This is a genomic window from Phenylobacterium sp. GW821-FHT12F10, from assembly GCF_058806695.1.
Map to the genome: position 1 here is coordinate 781,579 of NZ_JBXAPY010000001.1, position 17,478 is coordinate 799,056.

22 protein-coding genes are annotated in these 17,478 nt (G+C 68.8%); 10 read left to right on the forward strand and 12 right to left on the reverse strand.

From position 1 onward, the window contains the following. Positions 1-31: 31 nt before the first annotated feature. Genes AC1RN5_RS03875 through purC form a run of 3 tightly spaced genes read right to left on the reverse strand, consistent with a single transcriptional unit; the run spans position 32 to position 1,400 of the window. Positions 32-406, reverse strand: a complete 375-nt coding sequence (locus AC1RN5_RS03875; protein ID WP_493039940.1) for a hypothetical protein — start codon at positions 404-406, stop codon at positions 32-34. Next, a complete protein-coding gene (gene purS / locus AC1RN5_RS03880) occupies positions 403-642 on the reverse strand; it encodes a phosphoribosylformylglycinamidine synthase subunit PurS (protein WP_215339286.1) in 240 nt (79 codons plus the stop codon). Before purS ends, AC1RN5_RS03875 begins: the two co-directional genes overlap by 4 nt. Then, positions 642-1,400, reverse strand: a complete 759-nt coding sequence (gene purC, locus AC1RN5_RS03885) for a phosphoribosylaminoimidazolesuccinocarboxamide synthase (RefSeq protein ID WP_421932497.1) — start codon at positions 1,398-1,400, stop codon at positions 642-644. Before purC ends, purS begins: the two co-directional genes overlap by 1 nt. 244 nt (positions 1,401-1,644) lie before the next feature. On the opposite strand from purC, the gene AC1RN5_RS03890 reads away from it, so the two are divergent. From AC1RN5_RS03890 to AC1RN5_RS03930, 9 genes are all read left to right on the forward strand, one after another. Then, entirely contained in the window at positions 1,645-1,968 is a 324-nt protein-coding gene (locus AC1RN5_RS03890) for a DUF1476 domain-containing protein (RefSeq protein WP_493039941.1), read from the forward strand. A gap of 68 nt (positions 1,969-2,036) precedes the next feature. Continuing rightward, positions 2,037-2,474, forward strand: coding sequence for a cupin domain-containing protein (locus AC1RN5_RS03895; RefSeq protein ID WP_493039942.1), 438 nt, complete (start codon positions 2,037-2,039; stop codon positions 2,472-2,474). 95 nt (positions 2,475-2,569) lie between these two features. Beyond that, positions 2,570-3,859 carry an efflux RND transporter periplasmic adaptor subunit gene (locus tag AC1RN5_RS03900; RefSeq protein ID WP_493039943.1) on the forward strand — a complete coding sequence of 430 codons (1,290 nt, stop codon included), beginning with the start codon at positions 2,570-2,572 and terminating at the stop codon, positions 3,857-3,859. Further along, on the forward strand, positions 3,856-4,572 hold the full coding sequence (locus AC1RN5_RS03905) for an ABC transporter ATP-binding protein (RefSeq protein ID WP_493039944.1): 717 nt from the start codon (positions 3,856-3,858) through the stop codon (positions 4,570-4,572). The genes AC1RN5_RS03900 and AC1RN5_RS03905 overlap by 4 nt, the downstream gene beginning before the upstream one ends. Further along, a complete protein-coding gene (locus AC1RN5_RS03910; RefSeq protein ID WP_493039945.1) occupies positions 4,572-5,774 on the forward strand; it encodes an ABC transporter permease in 1,203 nt (400 codons plus the stop codon). The genes AC1RN5_RS03905 and AC1RN5_RS03910 overlap by 1 nt, the downstream gene beginning before the upstream one ends. Positions 5,775-6,215: 441 nt before the next feature. After that, entirely contained in the window at positions 6,216-7,082 is an 867-nt protein-coding gene (locus AC1RN5_RS03915) for an SMODS domain-containing nucleotidyltransferase (protein ID WP_493039946.1), read from the forward strand. Positions 7,083-7,117: 35 nt separating this feature from the next. Continuing rightward, positions 7,118-8,008 (forward strand): S-4TM family putative pore-forming effector, encoded by an 891-nt coding sequence (locus AC1RN5_RS03920; RefSeq protein WP_493039947.1) that lies wholly within the window; start codon positions 7,118-7,120, stop codon positions 8,006-8,008. 44 nt (positions 8,009-8,052) lie between these two features. Then, positions 8,053-8,937, forward strand: coding sequence for an SMODS domain-containing nucleotidyltransferase (locus AC1RN5_RS03925; RefSeq protein WP_493039948.1), 885 nt, complete (start codon positions 8,053-8,055; stop codon positions 8,935-8,937). Positions 8,938-9,272: 335 nt separating this feature from the next. Further along, complete coding sequence (locus AC1RN5_RS03930; protein ID WP_493039949.1) at positions 9,273-10,031, forward strand: terminase small subunit-like protein; 759 nt, start codon at positions 9,273-9,275, stop codon at positions 10,029-10,031. A 111-nt stretch (positions 10,032-10,142) separates the two neighbouring features. On the opposite strand, the gene AC1RN5_RS03935 is transcribed toward AC1RN5_RS03930, so the two are convergent. The 4 genes from AC1RN5_RS03935 to AC1RN5_RS03950 form a co-directional block, all read right to left on the reverse strand. Then, a complete protein-coding gene (locus tag AC1RN5_RS03935) occupies positions 10,143-10,610 on the reverse strand; it encodes a YbjN domain-containing protein (protein ID WP_493039950.1) in 468 nt (155 codons plus the stop codon). 110 nt (positions 10,611-10,720) lie between these two features. Then, complete coding sequence (gene purB, locus AC1RN5_RS03940) at positions 10,721-12,043, reverse strand: adenylosuccinate lyase (protein WP_493039951.1); 1,323 nt, start codon at positions 12,041-12,043, stop codon at positions 10,721-10,723. 62 nt (positions 12,044-12,105) lie between these two features. Continuing rightward, positions 12,106-12,750 carry a glutathione S-transferase family protein gene (locus AC1RN5_RS03945; protein WP_493039952.1) on the reverse strand — a complete coding sequence of 215 codons (645 nt, stop codon included), beginning with the start codon at positions 12,748-12,750 and terminating at the stop codon, positions 12,106-12,108. Positions 12,751-12,809: 59 nt separating this feature from the next. After that, complete coding sequence (locus tag AC1RN5_RS03950) at positions 12,810-14,327, reverse strand: spinster family MFS transporter (protein WP_493039953.1); 1,518 nt, start codon at positions 14,325-14,327, stop codon at positions 12,810-12,812. Between the two features lie 179 nt (positions 14,328-14,506). Here AC1RN5_RS03950 and AC1RN5_RS03955 point away from each other — a divergent pair, with 179 nt between their 5' ends. Beyond that, on the forward strand, positions 14,507-14,722 hold the full coding sequence (locus AC1RN5_RS03955) for a hypothetical protein (RefSeq protein WP_493039954.1): 216 nt from the start codon (positions 14,507-14,509) through the stop codon (positions 14,720-14,722). Here AC1RN5_RS03955 and AC1RN5_RS03960 read toward each other — a convergent pair. From AC1RN5_RS03960 to AC1RN5_RS03980, 5 genes are all read right to left on the reverse strand, one after another. Next, positions 14,719-15,420: a Crp/Fnr family transcriptional regulator gene (locus AC1RN5_RS03960; RefSeq protein ID WP_493039955.1), complete on the reverse strand. Its 702-nt coding sequence runs from the start codon at positions 15,418-15,420 to the stop codon at positions 14,719-14,721. The two genes, AC1RN5_RS03955 and AC1RN5_RS03960, sit on opposite strands and share 4 nt — an antisense overlap. A gap of 316 nt (positions 15,421-15,736) precedes the next feature. Beyond that, a complete protein-coding gene (locus AC1RN5_RS03965; protein WP_493039956.1) occupies positions 15,737-16,264 on the reverse strand; it encodes a hemerythrin domain-containing protein in 528 nt (175 codons plus the stop codon). Positions 16,265-16,405: 141 nt separating this feature from the next. Then, entirely contained in the window at positions 16,406-16,591 is a 186-nt protein-coding gene (locus AC1RN5_RS03970) for a hypothetical protein (RefSeq protein WP_493039957.1), read from the reverse strand. A gap of 78 nt (positions 16,592-16,669) precedes the next feature. Further along, positions 16,670-16,966, reverse strand: a complete 297-nt coding sequence (locus AC1RN5_RS03975) for a hypothetical protein (RefSeq protein ID WP_493039958.1) — start codon at positions 16,964-16,966, stop codon at positions 16,670-16,672. A gap of 183 nt (positions 16,967-17,149) precedes the next feature. Further along, the gene (locus tag AC1RN5_RS03980) at positions 17,150-17,443 is read right to left on the reverse strand and encodes a hypothetical protein (protein ID WP_493039959.1); all 294 of its coding nucleotides are present in this window, start codon (positions 17,441-17,443) and stop codon (positions 17,150-17,152) included. Positions 17,444-17,478: the final 35 nt, after the last annotated feature.

Here is a 17,478-nt window from a genome sequence, read left to right on the forward strand (position 1 = left end):
GATTTGAGCGGGATTTCCAGGCGCGGCGGGCTCATTTCGCGCGGGCCTTGGCCAGGGCCTCGAGGTAGGCGACCAACTCGGCATAGCCCTTCTCGTCGCCATAGGCGCAGCCGGAGTTGGTGACGCCGGTGGGGGTGACCGCCTGCTTGAGGATGGCCGGGTGCCCCGGCGCGCCGGGCTCGGTGACCATGTAGGAGGTCTGGCCGCCCTCGGCGTTGAAGTAGTGGAACGGCTCGCCGCGCTCCTTGACCGCCGGTTTCATCCCCGGCTCGGCCGCGATCCGGGCGCTGAGCGCCTCGAACCCCAGGGCGCAGTCCAGGACAAGCGGCGGCCGCTGGGGCGGCTGGGGCTTGGCGCAGGCGGTCAGGCTGAGCGCCCCCAGAAGCGGGAGCGCCCAGGGCCTCACGCCACCTCGACCCGGTAGCTTTCGATGACCGTGTTGGCGAGCAGCTTCTCGCACATGTCCTTGACCTCGCTCTCGGTCTCGGCGGCGTCCTTGCCCTTGAGGTCGAACTCGATGGTCTTGCCGACCCGGACGCCTTCGACATGACCCCAGCCGAGGCCATGCAGGGCGGCCTCGACGGCCTTGCCCTGGACGTCCAGCACGCCGGGTTTCAGGAACACATGAACTTTCGCGCGCACTAGTGCAGGCCTCCTTGGATCACGGTGGGCATCTCTTTCATGATCCCCAGCCGCCGGGCGACTTCGGTATAGCTCTCGATGACGTCTCCCAGATCGCGGCGGAAGCGGTCCTTGTCCAGCTTCTCGTTGGTCTGGGTGTCCCAAAGGCGGCAGGAGTCGGGGCTGATCTCGTCGGCCAGGATGACCCGGGCGAAGTCGTTCTCCCACAGCCGGCCGAACTCCACCTTGAAATCCACCAGGGTGATGCCGACCGCCCCGAAGGTGCCGGTGAGGAAGTCGTTCACCCGCAGGGTCAGCGCCATCATGTCGTCGATCTCCTGGGTCGAGGCCCAGTTGAAGGCGGTGATGTGCTCCTCGGTGACCATCGGATCGCCGAGCTTGTCGTCCTTCAGATAGAATTCGATGATCGAGCGGGGCAGGGCCTGGCCCTCGGGCAGGCCGAACCGCTGCGACAGCGACCCGGCCGCGACATTGCGGCACACGACCTCGAGCGGGATGATCTCCAGCTCCTTGATCAGCTGCTCGCGCAGGTTCAGGCGCTTGATGAAATGGTTCTGAACCCCGATGGAGTTGAGCCGGGTCATCACATATTCGCTGATGCGGTTGTTGATGACTCCCTTGCCTTCGAGGACCGCTTTCTTCTGGGAATTGAAGGCCGTAGCGTCGTCTTTGAAGTATTGGATCAAGGTTCCGGGCTCCGGCCCCTCATACAGAATCTTGCCCTTGCCTTCGAAGATCTTCTTGCGGCGGGTGGTCATACGCAGCCTTCTCCACGAGGCGAGGGTTCTGGCCGGCGCCGGAAACGAAAAACGCGCGAGGTTGGTCCCAACGCGCGCGGTCCGACGCAAGGCCTCTCGCCGATCTGAGGCCGGCGAAAAATAGACGATCGCCTCCCCCGGCGCAAACGGCATGGGAACATGGTTGGCCGCGCGTAGCGTTTGCATTGCGACCGGGCCCGCCAGGGGATATGCAACCCCGCTAGAGCCTCGTACCGGAGACCCCATGGCCACCTTCAACGACCGCGAGCGCGGTTTTGAGAACAAGTTCGCGCTGGACCAGGAGCAGGAGTTCAAGGCGGGCGCCCGGCGCAACCGCGCCCTGGGCGAATGGGCCGCCGGCCTGATGGGCCTGGAGGGCGAACGCGTCGCCGAATACGCCAAGGCCGTGGTCAAGTCCGACTTCGAGCTGCCCGGCGACGAGGACGTGCTGCGCAAGGTGTTCGAGGACCTCAAGGGCTCGGGCGTCAATGTCAGCGAGGGCGACGTCCGCATGAAGATGGACGAACTGCTGGCCCAGGCCCGCGAGGCCATCAAGTCCGGCGGCTGATCCACCCCGGCCCCGCGCCGCAATGACGCCGCCTCGCAAGGGCGGCGTTTTTTGTGTCTGATCGACCCATGACCGCCGAATCGGCCGCCGCCGTGATCGCCCGCCTGGACCTCGCCCCCCACCCCGAGGGCGGCTGGTATCGGGAGACTTGGCGCGCGCCGGCCGCCGCGCCGGGAGGCCGCAGTCCCGGCACCGCCATCCTCTTCCTGCTGGAGGCCGGCCAGGCCTCCCACTGGCACCGGATCGACGCCACCGAGCTTTGGCTGTTCCAGGCCGGGACGGCCCTGACCCTGAAGACCGCCCCGGGCGACACGGGACCCGTGATTGAGACCCGCCTGGGCGCCGACATCCTGGCGGGCGACTCGCCGCAGCACGCCGTCGCGCCCGGCGAATGGCAGGCGGCCCAGGCCTCCCCCGGCGGCTGGGCCCTGGTGGCCTGCGTGGTCGTGCCGGGCTTCGAGTTTTCCGGCTTCGAGCTGGCGCCGCCAGGGTGGGCGCCGGGCTAGACGCCCCCGAACCGACGCAAATCCCCGCGCCAATTGAGCAGGCTCAAGGATCGGCGGGGGATGGGGGGTTAGGTGGGGCCAACAGGACGCCCCCCATGCCGCAAGACACCGCCAATTCCGCCGCCGATCTCGAGGCGCTGCTGGGTCCGACCGCCAAGGCCGGGCCATGGCGGCGGCGGGGACTGATCGCCGGCGGCGTCGCCCTGGGGGCCGTGGCCCTGGTGGTGGCGGTGCTGCTGTTCCGCTCCATGGCGGCGCCGCCGCCGGCCCAGTTCGTCACCACGCCGGCGCGGCGCGGGGACCTGGTGGTCTCGGTGCTGGCGACCGGGTCCCTGGAGCCGGTGAACCAGGTGGACGTGGGCTCGGAGGTCTCCGGCACCGTCGACAGCGTGCTGGCCGACGACAACGACCGGGTGACCAAGGGCCAGGTGCTGGCCACCCTGGACACCTCGCGCCTGCGCGACCAGATCGCGCTGGGGGAGGCCGCCCTGGAGGCCGCCCAGGCCAATCTGCGCCAGAGCCAGGCCACGGTGACCGAGACCGGGTTGCGGGCCGGGCGGCTGCACCGGCTCTACCAGATCTCCAAGGGCGGTTATCCGGCCAAGGCCGACATCGACGCCGCCGACGCGGCCCTGGCCCGCGCGCGGGCCTCGGCGGCGGCCTCGTCCGCCGGGGTCGCCCAGGCGCGCGCCAATCTCAACACCGGCCGCACCAACCTGACCAAGGCCACCATCCGCTCCCCGGTCAGCGGGGTGGTGCTGGCCCGCAAGATCGAGCCCGGCCAGACGGTGGCCGCCACCCTGCAGGCCCCGGTGCTGTTCACGCTGGCCGAAGACATGACCCGGATGGAGCTGCACGTGGACATCGACGAGGCCGATGTCGGCAAGGTGGCCGACGGCCAGCCCGCGGTCTTCACCGTCGACGCCTATCCGGGGCGGACCTATCCGGCCCGGGTGACGCGGGTGGGGCTGGGCTCCAAGACCACGGAGGGCGTGGTGACCTATACCGGCGTGCTGGCGGTGACCAATTCCGACCTCTCCCTGCGGCCCGGCATGACCGCCAGCGCCGAGATGACCAGTTCGCGGCGGACCGGCGTGCTGCTGGTCCCCGACGCGGCCCTGCGCTTCACCCCGCCCGAGACCAGCGCCAAGGGCGCGGCCAGCGTCACCAGCGCGCTCGTGCCCCGCATGCCCCGCATGGGCGGGCGGGCGACGCGGCGCTCCACCGACCCCAGCGCCCAGCAGGTCTGGGTGCTCCGCGACGGCGTCCCCGTGCGGGTGGCCGTGCGGGTCGGCGCCTCGGACGGGCGCGACACCGAGATCGCCGGCGGCGACCTGAAGGCGGGGATGGCGGTGATCACCGAAACCGCCGCCGCCGCCAAATGACCGGCTCGCCGGGTCGCGCGCCCCTGATCGAGCTGGCCGGCGTCACCAAGGTGTTCGGCTCCGGCCCCGGCGCCTTCCAGGCCCTGCGGGGGGTGGACCTGACGGTGCAGGAGGGCGAGTTCGTCGCCATCATGGGGCCGAGCGGCTCGGGCAAGTCGACGGCCATGAACATCATCGGCTGCCTGGACGTGCCGAGCGCCGGCTCCTACCGGTTCCGCGGCCTGCACGTGGAGACGCTGGACCGCCGCCAGCGGGCCCTGCTGCGGCGACGCCACCTGGGCTTCGTCTTCCAAGGCTACAACCTGCTGCCGCGCACCAGCGCCCTGGAGAATGTCGAACTGCCGCTGATGTATCGCGGGGTGTCCGGCGTCGAGCGCCGGCGGTTGGCGGCGCAGGCCCTGGCGGTGGTGGGGCTGGAGGGCTGGGGGACGCACACGCCCTCCGAGCTGTCCGGCGGCCAGCAGCAGCGGGTGGCCATAGCGCGGGCCATCGTCACCCGGCCCACCGTCCTGCTGGCCGACGAGCCCACCGGCAACCTGGACAGCGAGATGGGGCGCGGGATCATGGACCTGATCCTGGGCCTCAACCGCGACCAGGGGATCGCGGTCCTGATGGTCACCCATGAGCCGGACATGGCCGCCTATGCGCCCCGCCATGTGCGCTTCGTCGACGGGGCCATCGCCTCGGACGGCGCCCACGGGGTGGCCGCCTGATGCTGTGGAGCGCGCTCAAACTGGCCCTGGGGGCCATCCGCCGCAACCTGGTGCGCTCGGTGCTGACCGTGCTCGGCGTGGTGATCGGGGTGGCCGCGGTGATCACCATGGTGACCCTGGGCAACGGGGCGACGCTCGCGGTCACCAACCAGATCTCCAGCCTGGGCTCCAACCTGCTGATGGTGCGCCCGGGCCAGAGGATGGGGCCGGAGGCGGGCCGCGCGCCGCGCTTCCGCGACGCCGACGTGGCGGCCATCGAGGCCGGGGTCAGCGGCATCGGCGCCATCTCCGGGGTGGAGAACGCCGCCGCCGTGATCGTCTATCGGGCCCAGAACTGGTCGACGAGCGTCACCGGGGCCAACCCGGCCTATTTCACCGCCCGCAACCTGATCCTGGCCCGGGGACGGGCCTTCAACACCGCCGAGGCCCGCGCCGGGCGGCCGGTCTGCGTGATCGGCGAGACGGTGCGCAAGGAGCTGTTCGCCGCCGCCGACCCGGTGGGGTCGCGCATCCGGGTCAAGGGCTTCGCCTGCGACGTGGTGGGGCTGCTGAAGGCCAGCGGCCAGGTCTCCATGGGCGCCGACCCCGACGACGTGGTGATCATGCCGCTGCGGGCCGTGCAGCGCCGGCTGACCGGGGATCAGGACATCGGCACGGTGGTGATCTCGGTGAAGGCCAGCGGCGACACCGACCGGGTCAAGACCCAGGTGACCGACATCCTGCGCGAGCGGCGCAAGATCGCCAGCAACGAGGACGACAATTTCAGCATCATGGACACCCGCCAGATCGCCCAGGCGATGTCGGGGACCACCCGGGTGCTGACCCTGCTGCTGGGGGCGGTGGCCGCCGTCAGCCTGCTGGTGGGCGGCATCGGGATCATGAACATCATGCTGGTCTCGGTGACCGAGCGGACCCGGGAGATCGGCATCCGCCTGGCCATCGGCGCCCTGGAGCGCGACGTGCTGCTGCAGTTCCTGATCGAGGCGGTGGTGCTGTCGGCCTTCGGCGGCCTGGTGGGGGTGGCGCTGGCCGCGGCGGCCTCGGCGGGCCTGGCGGGGTGGATGAAGGTGCCCTTCGCCTTCGATCCCGCCGTCAACCTGCTGGCCTTCACCGTGGCGGCCCTGATCGGGGTGGTGTTCGGCTACTTCCCGGCCCGGCGGGCGGCGCGGCTCGATCCGATCGAGGCGCTGCGGCACGAGTAGGGGGGGCGTGGTGTAGTCGCGCCGTATATGTTTCCACCCATGGCTGACCTGCGGGACGTCTGCTCTCGGCGCATTGCGCGAATGTCCGCTCATCGGATCGAAGTGAGCGGCTGCTTTCGACCCGTTGCGGACGATGAAGACGAAGCTGACTAACGTCGGCTCGGGGCTCAGAGCCGACCATCCGAAAGTCCGCTTGCAAAACCAGCCATGCAGACCGTGGCCCCCAGGCCCGCATTGATTTTGCCCTTGTACCTGCAGAGACGTTGCTCGACTGGACGTGTGTCAGCGCAAAGAGCATTTCAGTAGCTGTTGAAATGCCAGAAAGTGAAATTCGTGATGGATAGGGCCGCCCTCCGCGACCGCACTGCCGATCAATGTGAGCCAGACTCCTTCGGGCAGGTCGATGTCTGGCCGCGAACCGTAAGCCTGCGGGCCTGACCCATGCCAACGACCGTGGCCCAAGGCTTCGACGAGCTCTTGAGCCGCATCCCCGCCACCGACGCCGTCACCGACAAGCTCAAGCGGCACCGCGAGAGCATCAAGGCGTGCCTGGCGTCCAACTTCAGCATGACCAACTTCGTGGCGGCCGGCTCGTTCGGTCACGGCACCAACATCCCGAAATTCAGCGACGTGGACTACTTCATGGTCCAGGACGAGGGCGATTGGCCCAACAATTCCGCGACCGCGCTTCGCAACGTCAAAAACACCCTCGCTAACCGGTTTGCGTTCACGGATGTCCGCGTCAGCAGCCCGGTTGTCCTGGTGCCATTCGGACAGACCTCCACCGAACGCTTTGAAATCACGCCTGCCTTCTTCGACGACGAGGACGGCGAGCACGAGATCTTCTGGATCCCCGACCGCGAGACCGGCTGGATGCCGTCCGCGCCCCGCGCCCACAACGCCTATGTCACCGAGGTCAATCAGCGCCTCAACGGTCGCGTCAAGCCGGTCATACGCCTAGTGAAGCTGTGGAACGGTGTCTGCGCCGTGGGCCTCAGGTCCATCTATCTCGAGCTGCGGATCGCCACGCGACTGCGAGACGCTGACGGGGTCACCTACTCGGTCGAGGTGGCCAACACCCTTGCGGCGCTGCATGCCTCGGGGATGCGGGCGATGCGCGATCCATTGGGTGTGACCGGTCTTATCAAGCCTTGCTCCGAGGCTAAGAAGGTGCAGGCTTTGAGCAAAGTCGAGACGGCGCTGATCCGCGCGGAAAAGGCCTTGGTCGCCGAGGATGCCGGCAATCCCCGACTGGCCTTCGGCTGGTGGAACAAGGTGTTCAACGGTAAATTCCCAGCCTACCGCTGAGTCGGTGCTCGCCCGACGGATCGGAGAGCCGAAGCATGAACCAGATCCCGCAGTTCCAGAACTCCGACAGGCCGATGGGGCTGCTCCGGGCGCGCTCCCGCATCTACGACGAAGCCACGGCTCTTCTTATCCTCCAGTTCTGTTTTACCGTGCTCCTGCCGGTGGTTACAGCGGGCGTCGCCTTGCTGGCCCCGTCCATTCGCCCCTACACGGCGGCGGTCGCCCTGGTGGTTTCGGCCCTCGACGTGACGGTGTTGGACCGGATGTATCGCGCCAAGCTGAAGGTGGCCGCCAAGATCGCCGAGGCCTTCGATTGCGAGGTCCTGAGCTTGCCCTGGAACGCCTTCGTCGCCGGGAAACACGCCGAGACCGAGACGATCGTCGCGGCGCAGACCGCCTGGCGCGGCGGCGACGGCAAGCTGACCAACTGGTATCCCGTGGCTGTCGCCGCCGCGCCCCTGCATCTCGCCCGGATCATCTGCCAACGGACCAATCTCTGGTACGACGCCAAGCTCCGGCGGCACTACGGCGCGTGGGTGCTGGTCTTCGCGGCCGTGCTGCTGGCGGGGCTGGTGATTGCCGCATCCTTCACCGGCCTGACCGTCGCCCTGTTGATCTCGACGGTCCTGCCGCCGGCCGCGCCGGTGCTGATCTGGTCGCTGCGCGAATACTTCCGCCAGCGCGACACCGCCGAAGCCCAGGAGACCGCCAAGGGGGAGGCGGACACGCTGTGGGCGCAGGCCAAGGCCGGCGACTGCGCCGAACCGGACTGCCTGACCCGGTCGCGGGAGTTCCAGAACGCCATCTACGCGCGGCGAGTCAGCAGTCCGCTGATGCTACCCGGCGTCTACCGGCTGCTGCGCCCAGCCATGGAAAGCGAGATGAACAAGTCGGCCGAGGTCTATTTGGCCGAGATCGGACCCTAGTGGGCCTCATTGGGCACAATTCGGGGCAGGCCCCATCGGGCTACATGTGGGTCTACCTGGTGCGGCGCTTTGAGCGGCTGGTCGAGAACCTGGCGATCACCGACCCGCAGCTGCAGGACGGGACCCGGGCGCAAGCCGGCGTCCGGCGCACCCTCAACCAGCACTACTGGGGCGTGGACTCAGAAACCGCCAATTCCCGGCTGACCGGGTCATGGGGCAAGCAGCTGCGGGTCCGCCCGCCGCGCGACATCGATGTGCTCTTCACCCTGCCGTGGGAGGTCTACCACCGCTTCGAAGCGCGCAGCGGCAACCGGCAATCTCAGCTGCTGCAGGAGGTCCGCAACGTCCTGGCGGCCGACTATCCTCAGACCACGCTGCGCGGAGATGGCCAGGTCGTCGTGGTGCAATTCACCACCGCGCCGGTCGAGGTCGTCCCCGCCTTCGCCTTTGAGAACGGTCAGTTCTGGATCTGCGACACCAACGACGGCGGCGCCTACCGGCTCAGCGACCCTTCCGCGGAATTGGCTGCGCTCGGGGTGTCGGACACAGCGAACAGCGGCGCCACCCGTCGCCTGGTGCGCATCCTCAAGCAGTGGCAACGCCATTGCGACGTGCCGATCAAGTCGTTCCAGCTGGAGCAAGTGGCCATCGAGTTCCTGCGGCAGTGGACCTACAGCCGCGACCTGTTCTGGATCGACTGGATGATCCGGGACTACTTCGCCTATCTCCTGTCCCGCGAGAACGGCTTGCTGGTAATGCCGGGGACCTTCACCCAGGTAGCCTTGGGCAACGCCTGGGCCCCGAAAGCCCGCACGGCCTACGCCACCGCCGACCGCGCTTTCTACCTGGAGCGGGACAACCAAGACGGCCAAGCTGGCTTGGAATGGCAGTCAATCTTCGGAGCCATGATCCCGATGTTCGTCACCTAGCCCTGGGCGAGGCCGCCCGCGATCTCCGTATCCTCGGCCGGGCCGTGAACGTCCGCTCTCCGGCGACGTCCCAACGTCAGCTCCTGGCGCGGACCTGACATTGGCCGGGATCAGTTCGAAGGCCCGCTCACCACCCTTCTAGGACCTCGACGAGGTCGGCTTCCGGGCGACGTTGGAGTGGGGCAATCGATCTGTGTTCCCTCTTTGTTCTTGACAACCTCGCGCGTTTTCGGCAGACTTTCGGTATTGGTCCTCGCTGCGCCCTGACGCGCGCGGGACTGGTCTTTCCGTTCACAATCAGAGGCTCGGCGCGGCAGCGCGCGGGGATGTTTGGCATGGGTGATGAGCCGCCGATCCTGAAACCGACCGACTCCAGCTGGAACATGCCGAGGGACGAGCCGCCGCCGGCGCCGGAGCCGCCGCGCGTGGTGCGGCCCTGGCGGCGGTTCAGCGAGGCCCTGGGGGTGGTGATCTGCCAGAGGGTGGCGGCCGGCGAGAGCCTGATGGAGATCTGCCGCGACCCCAGCATGCCCAGCCGGGCGGCGATCAAGACCTGGAGCCGCGAGCGGCCGGCCTTTGGCGCCAGCCTGGCCCAGGCGCGGTTCGACGGGCGCCACCGGGCGCGGGGCGGGCGCCGCGACAGCTATTGCCCACACGTGGCGGGGCTGATCTGCGAGCGGCTGGCCCTGGGGATGAGCCTGCGGCAGGCCTGCGCCCTGGAGGGCCTGCCCGGGGAGACCACGGTCATGGGCTGGCTGCGGCGCCATCCCGACTTCCTGGAGGCCTATGGGCGGGCGCGGGTTCTGCAGGCCCACCGGCGCTTCGACCAGGTCTGGGAGATCGCCGAGGCCGCCGACAAGGAGGGCGCCTATCTGGCCAAGGTGAAGATCGACGCGGTGCGCTGGCAGGCCTCGCGCCTGGCGCCCAAGCGCTATGGGCTCAAGGCCGAGCTGGCCGAGGCCGGCGAGCGGGCGGCCGAGCCGGCGCCCGCCGAGGCGCCGGAGGCGCCGGTGGAGATGATCAACGTCCTGCTCACCAGCTACCGCCCCGGCGTGCCCGACCGGCTGGTGCGGATCCCGCGGGGCAAGGATTGAGGGGGGCGGGGGGCCTCGTCGTCAGATGCTCCCCCAGAGGGGGAGCATCCGGCCGTCATAGGCGATAGCCCCCCGTTCATGGAGGGGGACGGGGGGCCGCGCGCGAAGGGGCTACTGGCCGATGGCGTCCTTGAACTGCGACAGGGCGCCGGTCCAGCGGTCCAGGCTGTGGTCGAGCTGTTCCCAGGTGCCGCCGGGGCTGATGTCGATGTCGTATTCGCCCCAGACCGCGCCCTTGGCGGCCTGATAGCCGCGGATGTAGCGATTGCCGTGGTTCCAGGTGTTGAGGGTCCCGTCGGCCAGGCTCAGGCCGCTCCAGCCGGCGGCGTATTGGAGCGAGGCGCAGCGGCCGGCCTTGCCGCAGTCGTAGAAGTAGATGTCCCAGTTCACCCCGTCCGAGGCGCTGCTGACGATGCTGTTGCCCTCGCTGTCGTCGTGGGTCTGGGCCTTGTAGCCGTGGCCCTGCAGCCAGGCGGCCACCTCGGCGCGGGTGACGCCGCCGGCCGGCAGGTCACGAGCCTGGGCGGCGGCGGGGAGGGCGGCCAGGAGGGCCGCGGCGAGGAGGGCGGGAAGCTTCATGGCGTGTCCTCCCGGACAGGCGGGCGCGTCGAGGCGCTCAACGGCCAAGCTTTCCCCGGTGGCGGGGCGCGGTCAAGGGATTGGAAGTTGCGGGGGCTGGGCCCCGCCGCCTACTCCGCCGCCTTGGCCATGGCCTCCTGGCCGAACACCCGGCCGAAGATCACGTCGACGTTCTTGAAGTGGTAGCCGAGGTCGAAGAGATCGCGGATCTCGGCCTCGGAGAGGGTGACGCTGGGATCGGCCAGCAGCAGGTCGATGAACTTGCCCTCGCCGCGCCAGACCTTCATGGCCGCGCCCTGGACGGCGGCGTAGGCCGCCTCGCGGGCCACGCCCTTCTGGGTCAGGGCCAGCAGGACGCGCTGGGAGTGAACCAGGCCGCCGAGGCGGTCCATGTTCTTGAGCATGTTCTCCGGATAGATCACCAGCCGCTCGACGACGCCGGCCAGGCGGCGCAGGGCGAAGTCCAGGTGGACGGTGGCGTCCGGGGCGATGCCGCGCTCGACCGACGAGTGGCTGATGTCGCGCTCGTGCCAGAGGGTGACGTTCTCCATGGCCGGCACGACGGCCGAGCGGATCAGGCGGGCCAGGCCCGTGAGGTTCTCGGTCAGGATCGGGTTGCGCTTGTGGGGCATGGCGCTCGAGCCCTTCTGGCCCGGATCGAAGGGCTCCTCGGCCTCCAGCACCTCGGTGCGCTGCAGGTGGCGGATCTCGGTGGCCAGGCGCTCGATGGAGGAGGCGACGACGCCCAGGGCTGCGAAATAGGCGGCGTGGCGGTCGCGGGGGATCACCTGGGTGGAGACCGGCTCCACGGCCAGGCCCAGCTGCTCGGCCACGTGGGCCTCCACCTCGGGGGCGACATTGGCGAAGGTGCCGACCGCGCCGGAGATGGCGCAGGTGGCGATCTCGAACCTGGCCATGGCCAGGCGCTCCTTGGCGCGCTGGAACTCGGCGTAGTGGCCGGCGAGCTTGAGGCCGAAGGTGGTGGGCTCGGCGTGGATGGCGTGGCTGCGGCCGACGGTGGGGGTCAGGCGGTGCTCGAAGGCGCGGCGCTTCAGCGCGGCCAGCACCAGGTCGACGTCCTCCAGCAGCAGGTCGGTGGCGCGGCAGAGCTGGACGGCCAGCGCGGTGTCGTTGACGTCGGAGCTGGTCATGCCCTGGTGCAGGAAGCGGGCTTCCGGGCCGACGATCTCGGTGACGTGGGTCAGGAAGGCGATGACGTCGTGCTTCACCTCGCGCTCGATCTCGTCGATGCGGTCGGCGTCCCAGATGGCGTCGCGGCCCTTTTCCCAGATGGTCTGGGCCGCCAGCTTGGGGATGACCCCCAGCTCGGCCATCTTGTCGGCGGCGTGGGCCTCGATCTCGAACATGATCTTGAAGCGGGTCTGGGGCGACCAGATGTCGGCGGCTTCCTTGCGGGCGTAGCGGGGGATCATGTCGGGGCTCCTTACCGGCGGTGGGATAGCCCCAACCGCCGATTTTCGCCACCCCAGGCGGGCTATTCCTGCGGGAAGAAGTGGTCGTAGGGGGCGGCCTCGGCCAGGACCCGGGCGAAGGACGGGCGCTGCTTCAGGCGGGCCAGGTAGGCGGCGGTGTTGGGGAAGTCCTCGCCGAAGGGCTCCACCTTGTCGGCATAGTGCAGGGCCGGGGCGGCGGCGCAGTCGGCCAGGGTGAAGGCCTGGCCCATGATCCAGGGGCCCTCGGCCGCCCAGGTCTCGATCAGGGCGTAGGCGGTGCGCAGGGTGGCCCGGGCCTGGGCGACGCCGAAGGGGTCCTTGGCGCCTTCCGGACGCAGGCGGTCGCCGACGATCTTCTGCATCGACTCCTGGACATAGAGGTCGAAGACCCGGTCGCGGTGGCGGACGGGCAGGGCGGCGAGCGGATCGCGGGGGATGAGCTCGATCTTGCCCGGGTGATGCAGGGCCAGGTGCTCGATGACCACGGTGGCCTCGGAGACCCGGGTCTCGCCGTCCTGCAGCAGGGGCATCTTGCCGAAGGGCGAGAGCGCATTGAACTCGGCGCGGACCTTGGGGTCGCCCAGATCCAGATTGTGCGGGGTGAAGGGGGTGTCGGTCTCGTAGAGGGCGATCAGCGCCTTCCAGCAGTAGGAGGCGAAGGGGTGGTAGTAGAGGGTCAGGGCCATGGCGCGCCTCGTTACTTAAGGTATGACTTAAGTAACGAGGCTGACGCGGGGATGCAAGCCTAGGCGGCCTCGCCGCGGTCGGTGCGGGCCTTGGAGAGCGCCTTGGTGAGGCCGATGGCGCCGAGCAGGTAGTGGAAGGCGGCCCAGAGGTAGAAGCAGATGGAGACGATGACGCCCGAGCGCGTCGCCTCCACCAGGCTGGCCTTGCACTGGCCGACGAGGGCGAGGCTCGCCCCCTCCGGCGCCTTGCCGCCCGGGCAGGCGGTGGCGAAGCTGGCGGCCCCGCCGTCGCCGCCCAGCAGGCCGCCCAGCGCCGCCAGGGTGCCCGAGCCGCCGTCGTGGTTGAAGTTGAACTGGGCGAACTGGTCGATGATCCAGCCGGTGAAGGGCGGGCCGCCGCCGAGCGCGATCAGGTTCAGGAAGAAGAACAGCAGGGCCGTGGCCGTGGCCCGGCGCCGGGTCGGCACCATGTTCTGCACCACGCCGAAGGTGGGGCCCAGATAGGTGTAGTGGAAGATCCCCGGGATCAGCAGGATCAGGGCCGCGGTCTGCCAGGAGGGCTGCATATAGGCGGCGATATAGATCGGGGTGGCGATGGTCAGGCCGATGGCCGGGGTCAGGGAATACCAGCGCGGCGAGCGCTTGCTCATGCGGTCGGTGATGAAGCCCCCCAGCAGGGTGCCGATCCCTGAGGAGATGCCGCCGACGATGCCGGTGATCAGGCCGACCTGGGCGTAGTCCAGGCCGAAGGTGCGGGTGAAGTAGGGCGGCACGAACTGGCCCGAGCCATAGGAGCCGAAGGAGGCGATGGTGACGCCCAGCACCATGTTGAGCACCGGCCACTTGCCGAACAGGGTCCCGGCGACGCTGGCCAGCTCCTTGATCTCGCCGAACAGGGAGAACTTGGGGGCGGGCGGCGCCTCGACGGCGACGTCCTCCGGCGAGGCGGGGGCCTGGTCGGGCTCGGAATGGCCGCGCGGCGGCTCCTTGATCAGCAGCTTCATGGCGATGGCGATGGCGATGCCGGGGGCGCCGACGATCATGAAGGCGATGCGCCAGGAGAAGTTCTGGGCCAGCCAGCCGCCGGCCACGGCGCCGACCATGGTGCCGAGCGGGATGCCGAAGGAGTAGATCGACAGCGCCGTGGCCCGCTTCTTGGGCTCGAAATAGTCGCTGATCAGGGAGTGGGCGGGCGGGGAGAGGCCCGCCTCACCGAACCCGACGCCGAAGCGGTAGGCGGCCAGCTGGGCGAAGCTGGTGGCGGTGCCGCACAGCGCGGTGAAGGCCGACCAGATCAGGATCGCCCCGGAGATGATGGAGACGCGGTTGAAGCGTTCGGCCAGGCGGGCGATCGGGATGCCCAGCAGGGTGTAGAGCAGGGCGAAATACAGCCCGCCCAGCAGGCCGAGCTGGGTGTCGGTGATCTTCAGGTCATCCTTGATGGCCTGGCCGATGGTGGCGATGATCGTCCGGTCGATGAAGTTGAGCGTGTAGGCGGTGACCAGCAGGCCCAGCACCACGCCCTTGTAACTGTCCGAATAGACCGGCTTGCCGCCGACCGCCGTGGTCCCAGCCATACGCACCTTCCCCCCATGCACTTTCTTGGCCGGGACTGTAGGCGGACCCGAGGGGCCAGGGGAAGAGGCGAACCGCCCAGCAAACTTGGCCATTGAGTCCGGCGCCAGACAGACGCCATCCCAAGGTTGCGCTCTAGATGACCCTGCGGCGCCCTGCCGCCAGGATCCCGGCCCGACCCATGCCCGCCTACACCTTCTATCCGTACGCCGCGCGGGGCCTGGGCCTGACGTTCCAGGACATCGACCTGCCCGACGACGCCGCGGCGCGGGACCAGGCCCTGCGCATCCTGGCCGAGCATGGCAGCGCCATCGAGGTGCAGGTCTGGCAGGACGATCGGCTGGTCCATCGCGAGGTGCGGGCGCAGGACGCCGTGGAGCCGGTCAGGACGACCTAGCCGGCGCCTTGGCCCGCTCCGTTCGTGTGGCCGTGGTTCGGCGCCAGCAGCTTGTCGAAGCGCTGGCTGCTGACGGCGTAGCATTCGCAGGCCTCGCGCTCGAGGCCTTCGCGGTCGAGGATGGTGATCACGCCGCGCCGGTACTTGATAAGACCGGCCCGCTTCAGGGCGCTGGCGACCAGGGTCACGGTGGTCCGCTGCACGCCGAGCATGATGGCGAGATATTCCTGGGTCAGGGGGATGACGGGGCCGGCCACCCGGTCCTGGGTCATCAGCAGCCAGCGCGCCAGGCGGGGGCCGGCGTCGTGCAGGGCGTTGCAGGCCACCGATTGCTGGGCCTGGCTGATGCCGGCGTCCATGTGGCGCAGCAGCAATTGCATCAGCGGCGGGCTGGCCAGGGCCCGATCGCGCAGCTTGGCGGCCGGCAGGCGGATGGCGCCGCCGCCGACCTGGGTGAAGACCCGGCTGGCGCTGGGCTCGGCGCTGAGGGCCGGCGACAGTCCCGCGAGGCTCTCGAAGCCGACGGTGGCGCTCTCGACGCTGCGCCCATCGAGGGTGGGGGTGACGACCGACACCACGGCGCTGGAGGGGAAGTAGAGCTGGTCGATCAACTCGCCGGCCGGATGGAGCACCTGGCCGGCCAGCAGGGCGACCTCGGTCAAGGAGGGACCAAGGGCGGCCATGTCGTCGGCGTCCATGGCCGCTAGGAGGTAGTTTCTAAAATTCACTGAGAAACCGGACGAGACGCCAAATAATGAGCGGAGGTCGACTCGACACTGGCACAGAAGTTGTCCGTGCGCTCTGCGTAAACGTCACGCGGAGGTTGTCAGATTTATCTTATGTGGGTTTTCCGACTGACTTTCGGCGTGCAATGATATCAGTCAAATACATAATATGTCGGGAATTGCATCTTCTATGAGCAATATCCGACATTGAACGCAAACGGCGCGACCCTTGGGAGGGCCGCGCCGTTCGACAGATCAGGTCGCGCCGTCCGGGCGCGGCCGAATCGGATCAGTTGGCCTTGGTCGGGGCCATCTGCGCCATCAGCTCTTCCTTGCGGGCCTTCATGCGCTCGCCCATGGCGTCGAGATCCTCGTCGCCCTTCTTGGCCTGGGCGAAGATGCCGCCGGGCTGCTCCTCTTCCTTGACGTGGTGCTTGATGTACTCGCCGAGCACCTTGACCTTGGCGTCGTAGTAGTCGTCGGAGGGCTTCATCGCCTCGATCTCGGCGATCAGCTTCTTGGCGCCGTCGTGCTCGACATAGGCCTCGTCCATCATGTCGTCTTCCACGTCGCCGCGCTCCTCGGGATAGAAGATCTCCTCCTCGATCTGGGTGTGGACCTTCAGCGCCAGGGCGATCTTGTTGAAGAGGGCGAGCTTCTCGGCGTCCTTCTCCAGCTGTTCGTACTCGTCGAACATGGCGTCCACCTCGCGGTGGTCCTTCTTCAGCAGGCTGATGGCCAGCGGGTCGCGGCGGTTGGTGCGGCGCGTGCGGCCGGCGGATTTCTTGGTGGTTTGAGCTTTTGCGGCGGTCGCCATGACGTCCCTCATCCTGAACTCTCGGGCGGTATCACCCAGACTCCGGAAACACCCTTTCCGGAGGCCGGTTCCGGCGGATATCCGACAGAAAGGGACGATTTCCGGGGGCCGCCGCCGAAGTGGGGCGGACCCCGGCAAGGGTCAGCGTGCGCTGTTGGCGCCCTGGCTGTTCCCAGGGGCGATGCCACCCGTCTCCACGCCCGTGCTCAGGCCCGAGCCGCTCTTGGACTGTTCTCCGCCGGTGGTGAGGGTCTTGTCCTGCTCGCGCGCCTTGGCGTCGGGAGAGGCGGGATCGGCAGGGGTGGACGGGGTGGAATCTTCCGGCATCGGGGGGCTCCTTTCGGCTTGGGGTTCGATTTCAAGAACCCTGTGACCGCCGAAGGTGTTCCCCCCTTTCCGCAGGGGTCAGACGCCGGCGGGCGTCCGCAGGACCGGCAGTTCGGCCAGGGGGGCCTGGGCCCGGTCGCCCTCGGCGGCGAAGTAGCGCCAGGTCCCCACCAGGGCCTGGGTGCGGTCGTGGATCAGCACCCGGGCGTCGCAGCCGGCGGCGGCCAGCTGCTCGGCCAGCGCCTTGGCCTTGGCTTCGGCCTTGGCGCCCGAGAGGAACATCAGCGGCGTGTCGTCCAGGGGCGACAGCACCCGCCAGCCCCCCTCGACGGGGAGGACGGAGATGTGGTGATCGGTGTCAGGCGTCGGTTGCACGGGCATATCCTCTTCCTGGACCCCGACCGTTTCAGACGGACCCGTCTGAAACGGCAAGAAGGGTCTAGATTCAAAAGATTGGAGCGCGTCGGGCGGCGGAACCGGTATCCACTTCCGCCTGACGCGCTCAAGCGCCATCAAGCGCGCGAAATGAGGTCGATGTCTGTCGGGCGTCAGACGCGGTCACGCAGCTTTGAGCTCCGGGCCGAGACCATCGAGCCGCCCCAGGGCGGCCAGGACATCCTCAAGCGGCACGGGAGTCTCGCAGCCGACCATCTGGCGCAGGGTGGGCTGGTCCTCCACCGCGCAGGCGTCGGAGGCCCAGGAGGAGAGGATGGCGCGCTTGTCGTCGGGGGAGAGCAGGGGGTCCTTCAGCACCTCGCGCGGGTGCTGGAATCCCACCGCCGGCCGCAGGATGCGGTCCAGGGCCAGGCGCAGGGTCACAGGGGAAGGGGTTTGGTCGTGGCTGGCGAGCATCGCCGGTCTCCGTGTTGCAGGTCCTCACTTTCCAG

What these genes read in the sequence shown, in the direction of transcription:
- AC1RN5_RS03980 (WP_493039959.1), bottom strand. Translation starts at nt 17,443, where the DNA reads ATGCTCGCCAGCCACGACCAAACCCCTTCCCCTGTGACCCTGCGCCTG.
- purC (WP_421932497.1), bottom strand. Translation starts at nt 1,400, where the DNA reads ATGACCACCCGCCGCAAGAAGATCTTCGAAGGCAAGGGCAAGATTCTG.
- AC1RN5_RS03960 (WP_493039955.1), bottom strand. Translation starts at nt 15,420, where the DNA reads ATGGACGCCGACGACATGGCCGCCCTTGGTCCCTCCTTGACCGAGGTC.
- AC1RN5_RS03930 (WP_493039949.1), top strand. Translation starts at nt 9,273, where the DNA reads ATGGGTGATGAGCCGCCGATCCTGAAACCGACCGACTCCAGCTGGAAC.
- AC1RN5_RS03915 (WP_493039946.1), top strand. Translation starts at nt 6,216, where the DNA reads ATGCCAACGACCGTGGCCCAAGGCTTCGACGAGCTCTTGAGCCGCATC.
- AC1RN5_RS03925 (WP_493039948.1), top strand. Translation starts at nt 8,053, where the DNA reads ATGTGGGTCTACCTGGTGCGGCGCTTTGAGCGGCTGGTCGAGAACCTG.
- AC1RN5_RS03945 (WP_493039952.1), bottom strand. Translation starts at nt 12,750, where the DNA reads ATGGCCCTGACCCTCTACTACCACCCCTTCGCCTCCTACTGCTGGAAG.
- AC1RN5_RS03905 (WP_493039944.1), top strand. Translation starts at nt 3,856, where the DNA reads ATGACCGGCTCGCCGGGTCGCGCGCCCCTGATCGAGCTGGCCGGCGTC.
- AC1RN5_RS03955 (WP_493039954.1), top strand. Translation starts at nt 14,507, where the DNA reads ATGCCCGCCTACACCTTCTATCCGTACGCCGCGCGGGGCCTGGGCCTG.
- AC1RN5_RS03895 (WP_493039942.1), top strand. Translation starts at nt 2,037, where the DNA reads ATGACCGCCGAATCGGCCGCCGCCGTGATCGCCCGCCTGGACCTCGCC.
- AC1RN5_RS03965 (WP_493039956.1), bottom strand. Translation starts at nt 16,264, where the DNA reads ATGGCGACCGCCGCAAAAGCTCAAACCACCAAGAAATCCGCCGGCCGC.
- AC1RN5_RS03950 (WP_493039953.1), bottom strand. Translation starts at nt 14,327, where the DNA reads ATGGCTGGGACCACGGCGGTCGGCGGCAAGCCGGTCTATTCGGACAGT.
- AC1RN5_RS03970 (WP_493039957.1), bottom strand. Translation starts at nt 16,591, where the DNA reads ATGCCGGAAGATTCCACCCCGTCCACCCCTGCCGATCCCGCCTCTCCC.
- AC1RN5_RS03920 (WP_493039947.1), top strand. Translation starts at nt 7,118, where the DNA reads ATGAACCAGATCCCGCAGTTCCAGAACTCCGACAGGCCGATGGGGCTG.
- AC1RN5_RS03910 (WP_493039945.1), top strand. Translation starts at nt 4,572, where the DNA reads ATGCTGTGGAGCGCGCTCAAACTGGCCCTGGGGGCCATCCGCCGCAAC.
- AC1RN5_RS03900 (WP_493039943.1), top strand. Translation starts at nt 2,570, where the DNA reads ATGCCGCAAGACACCGCCAATTCCGCCGCCGATCTCGAGGCGCTGCTG.
- AC1RN5_RS03935 (WP_493039950.1), bottom strand. Translation starts at nt 10,610, where the DNA reads ATGAAGCTTCCCGCCCTCCTCGCCGCGGCCCTCCTGGCCGCCCTCCCC.
- AC1RN5_RS03890 (WP_493039941.1), top strand. Translation starts at nt 1,645, where the DNA reads ATGGCCACCTTCAACGACCGCGAGCGCGGTTTTGAGAACAAGTTCGCG.
- purB (WP_493039951.1), bottom strand. Translation starts at nt 12,043, where the DNA reads ATGATCCCCCGCTACGCCCGCAAGGAAGCCGCCGACATCTGGTCGCCC.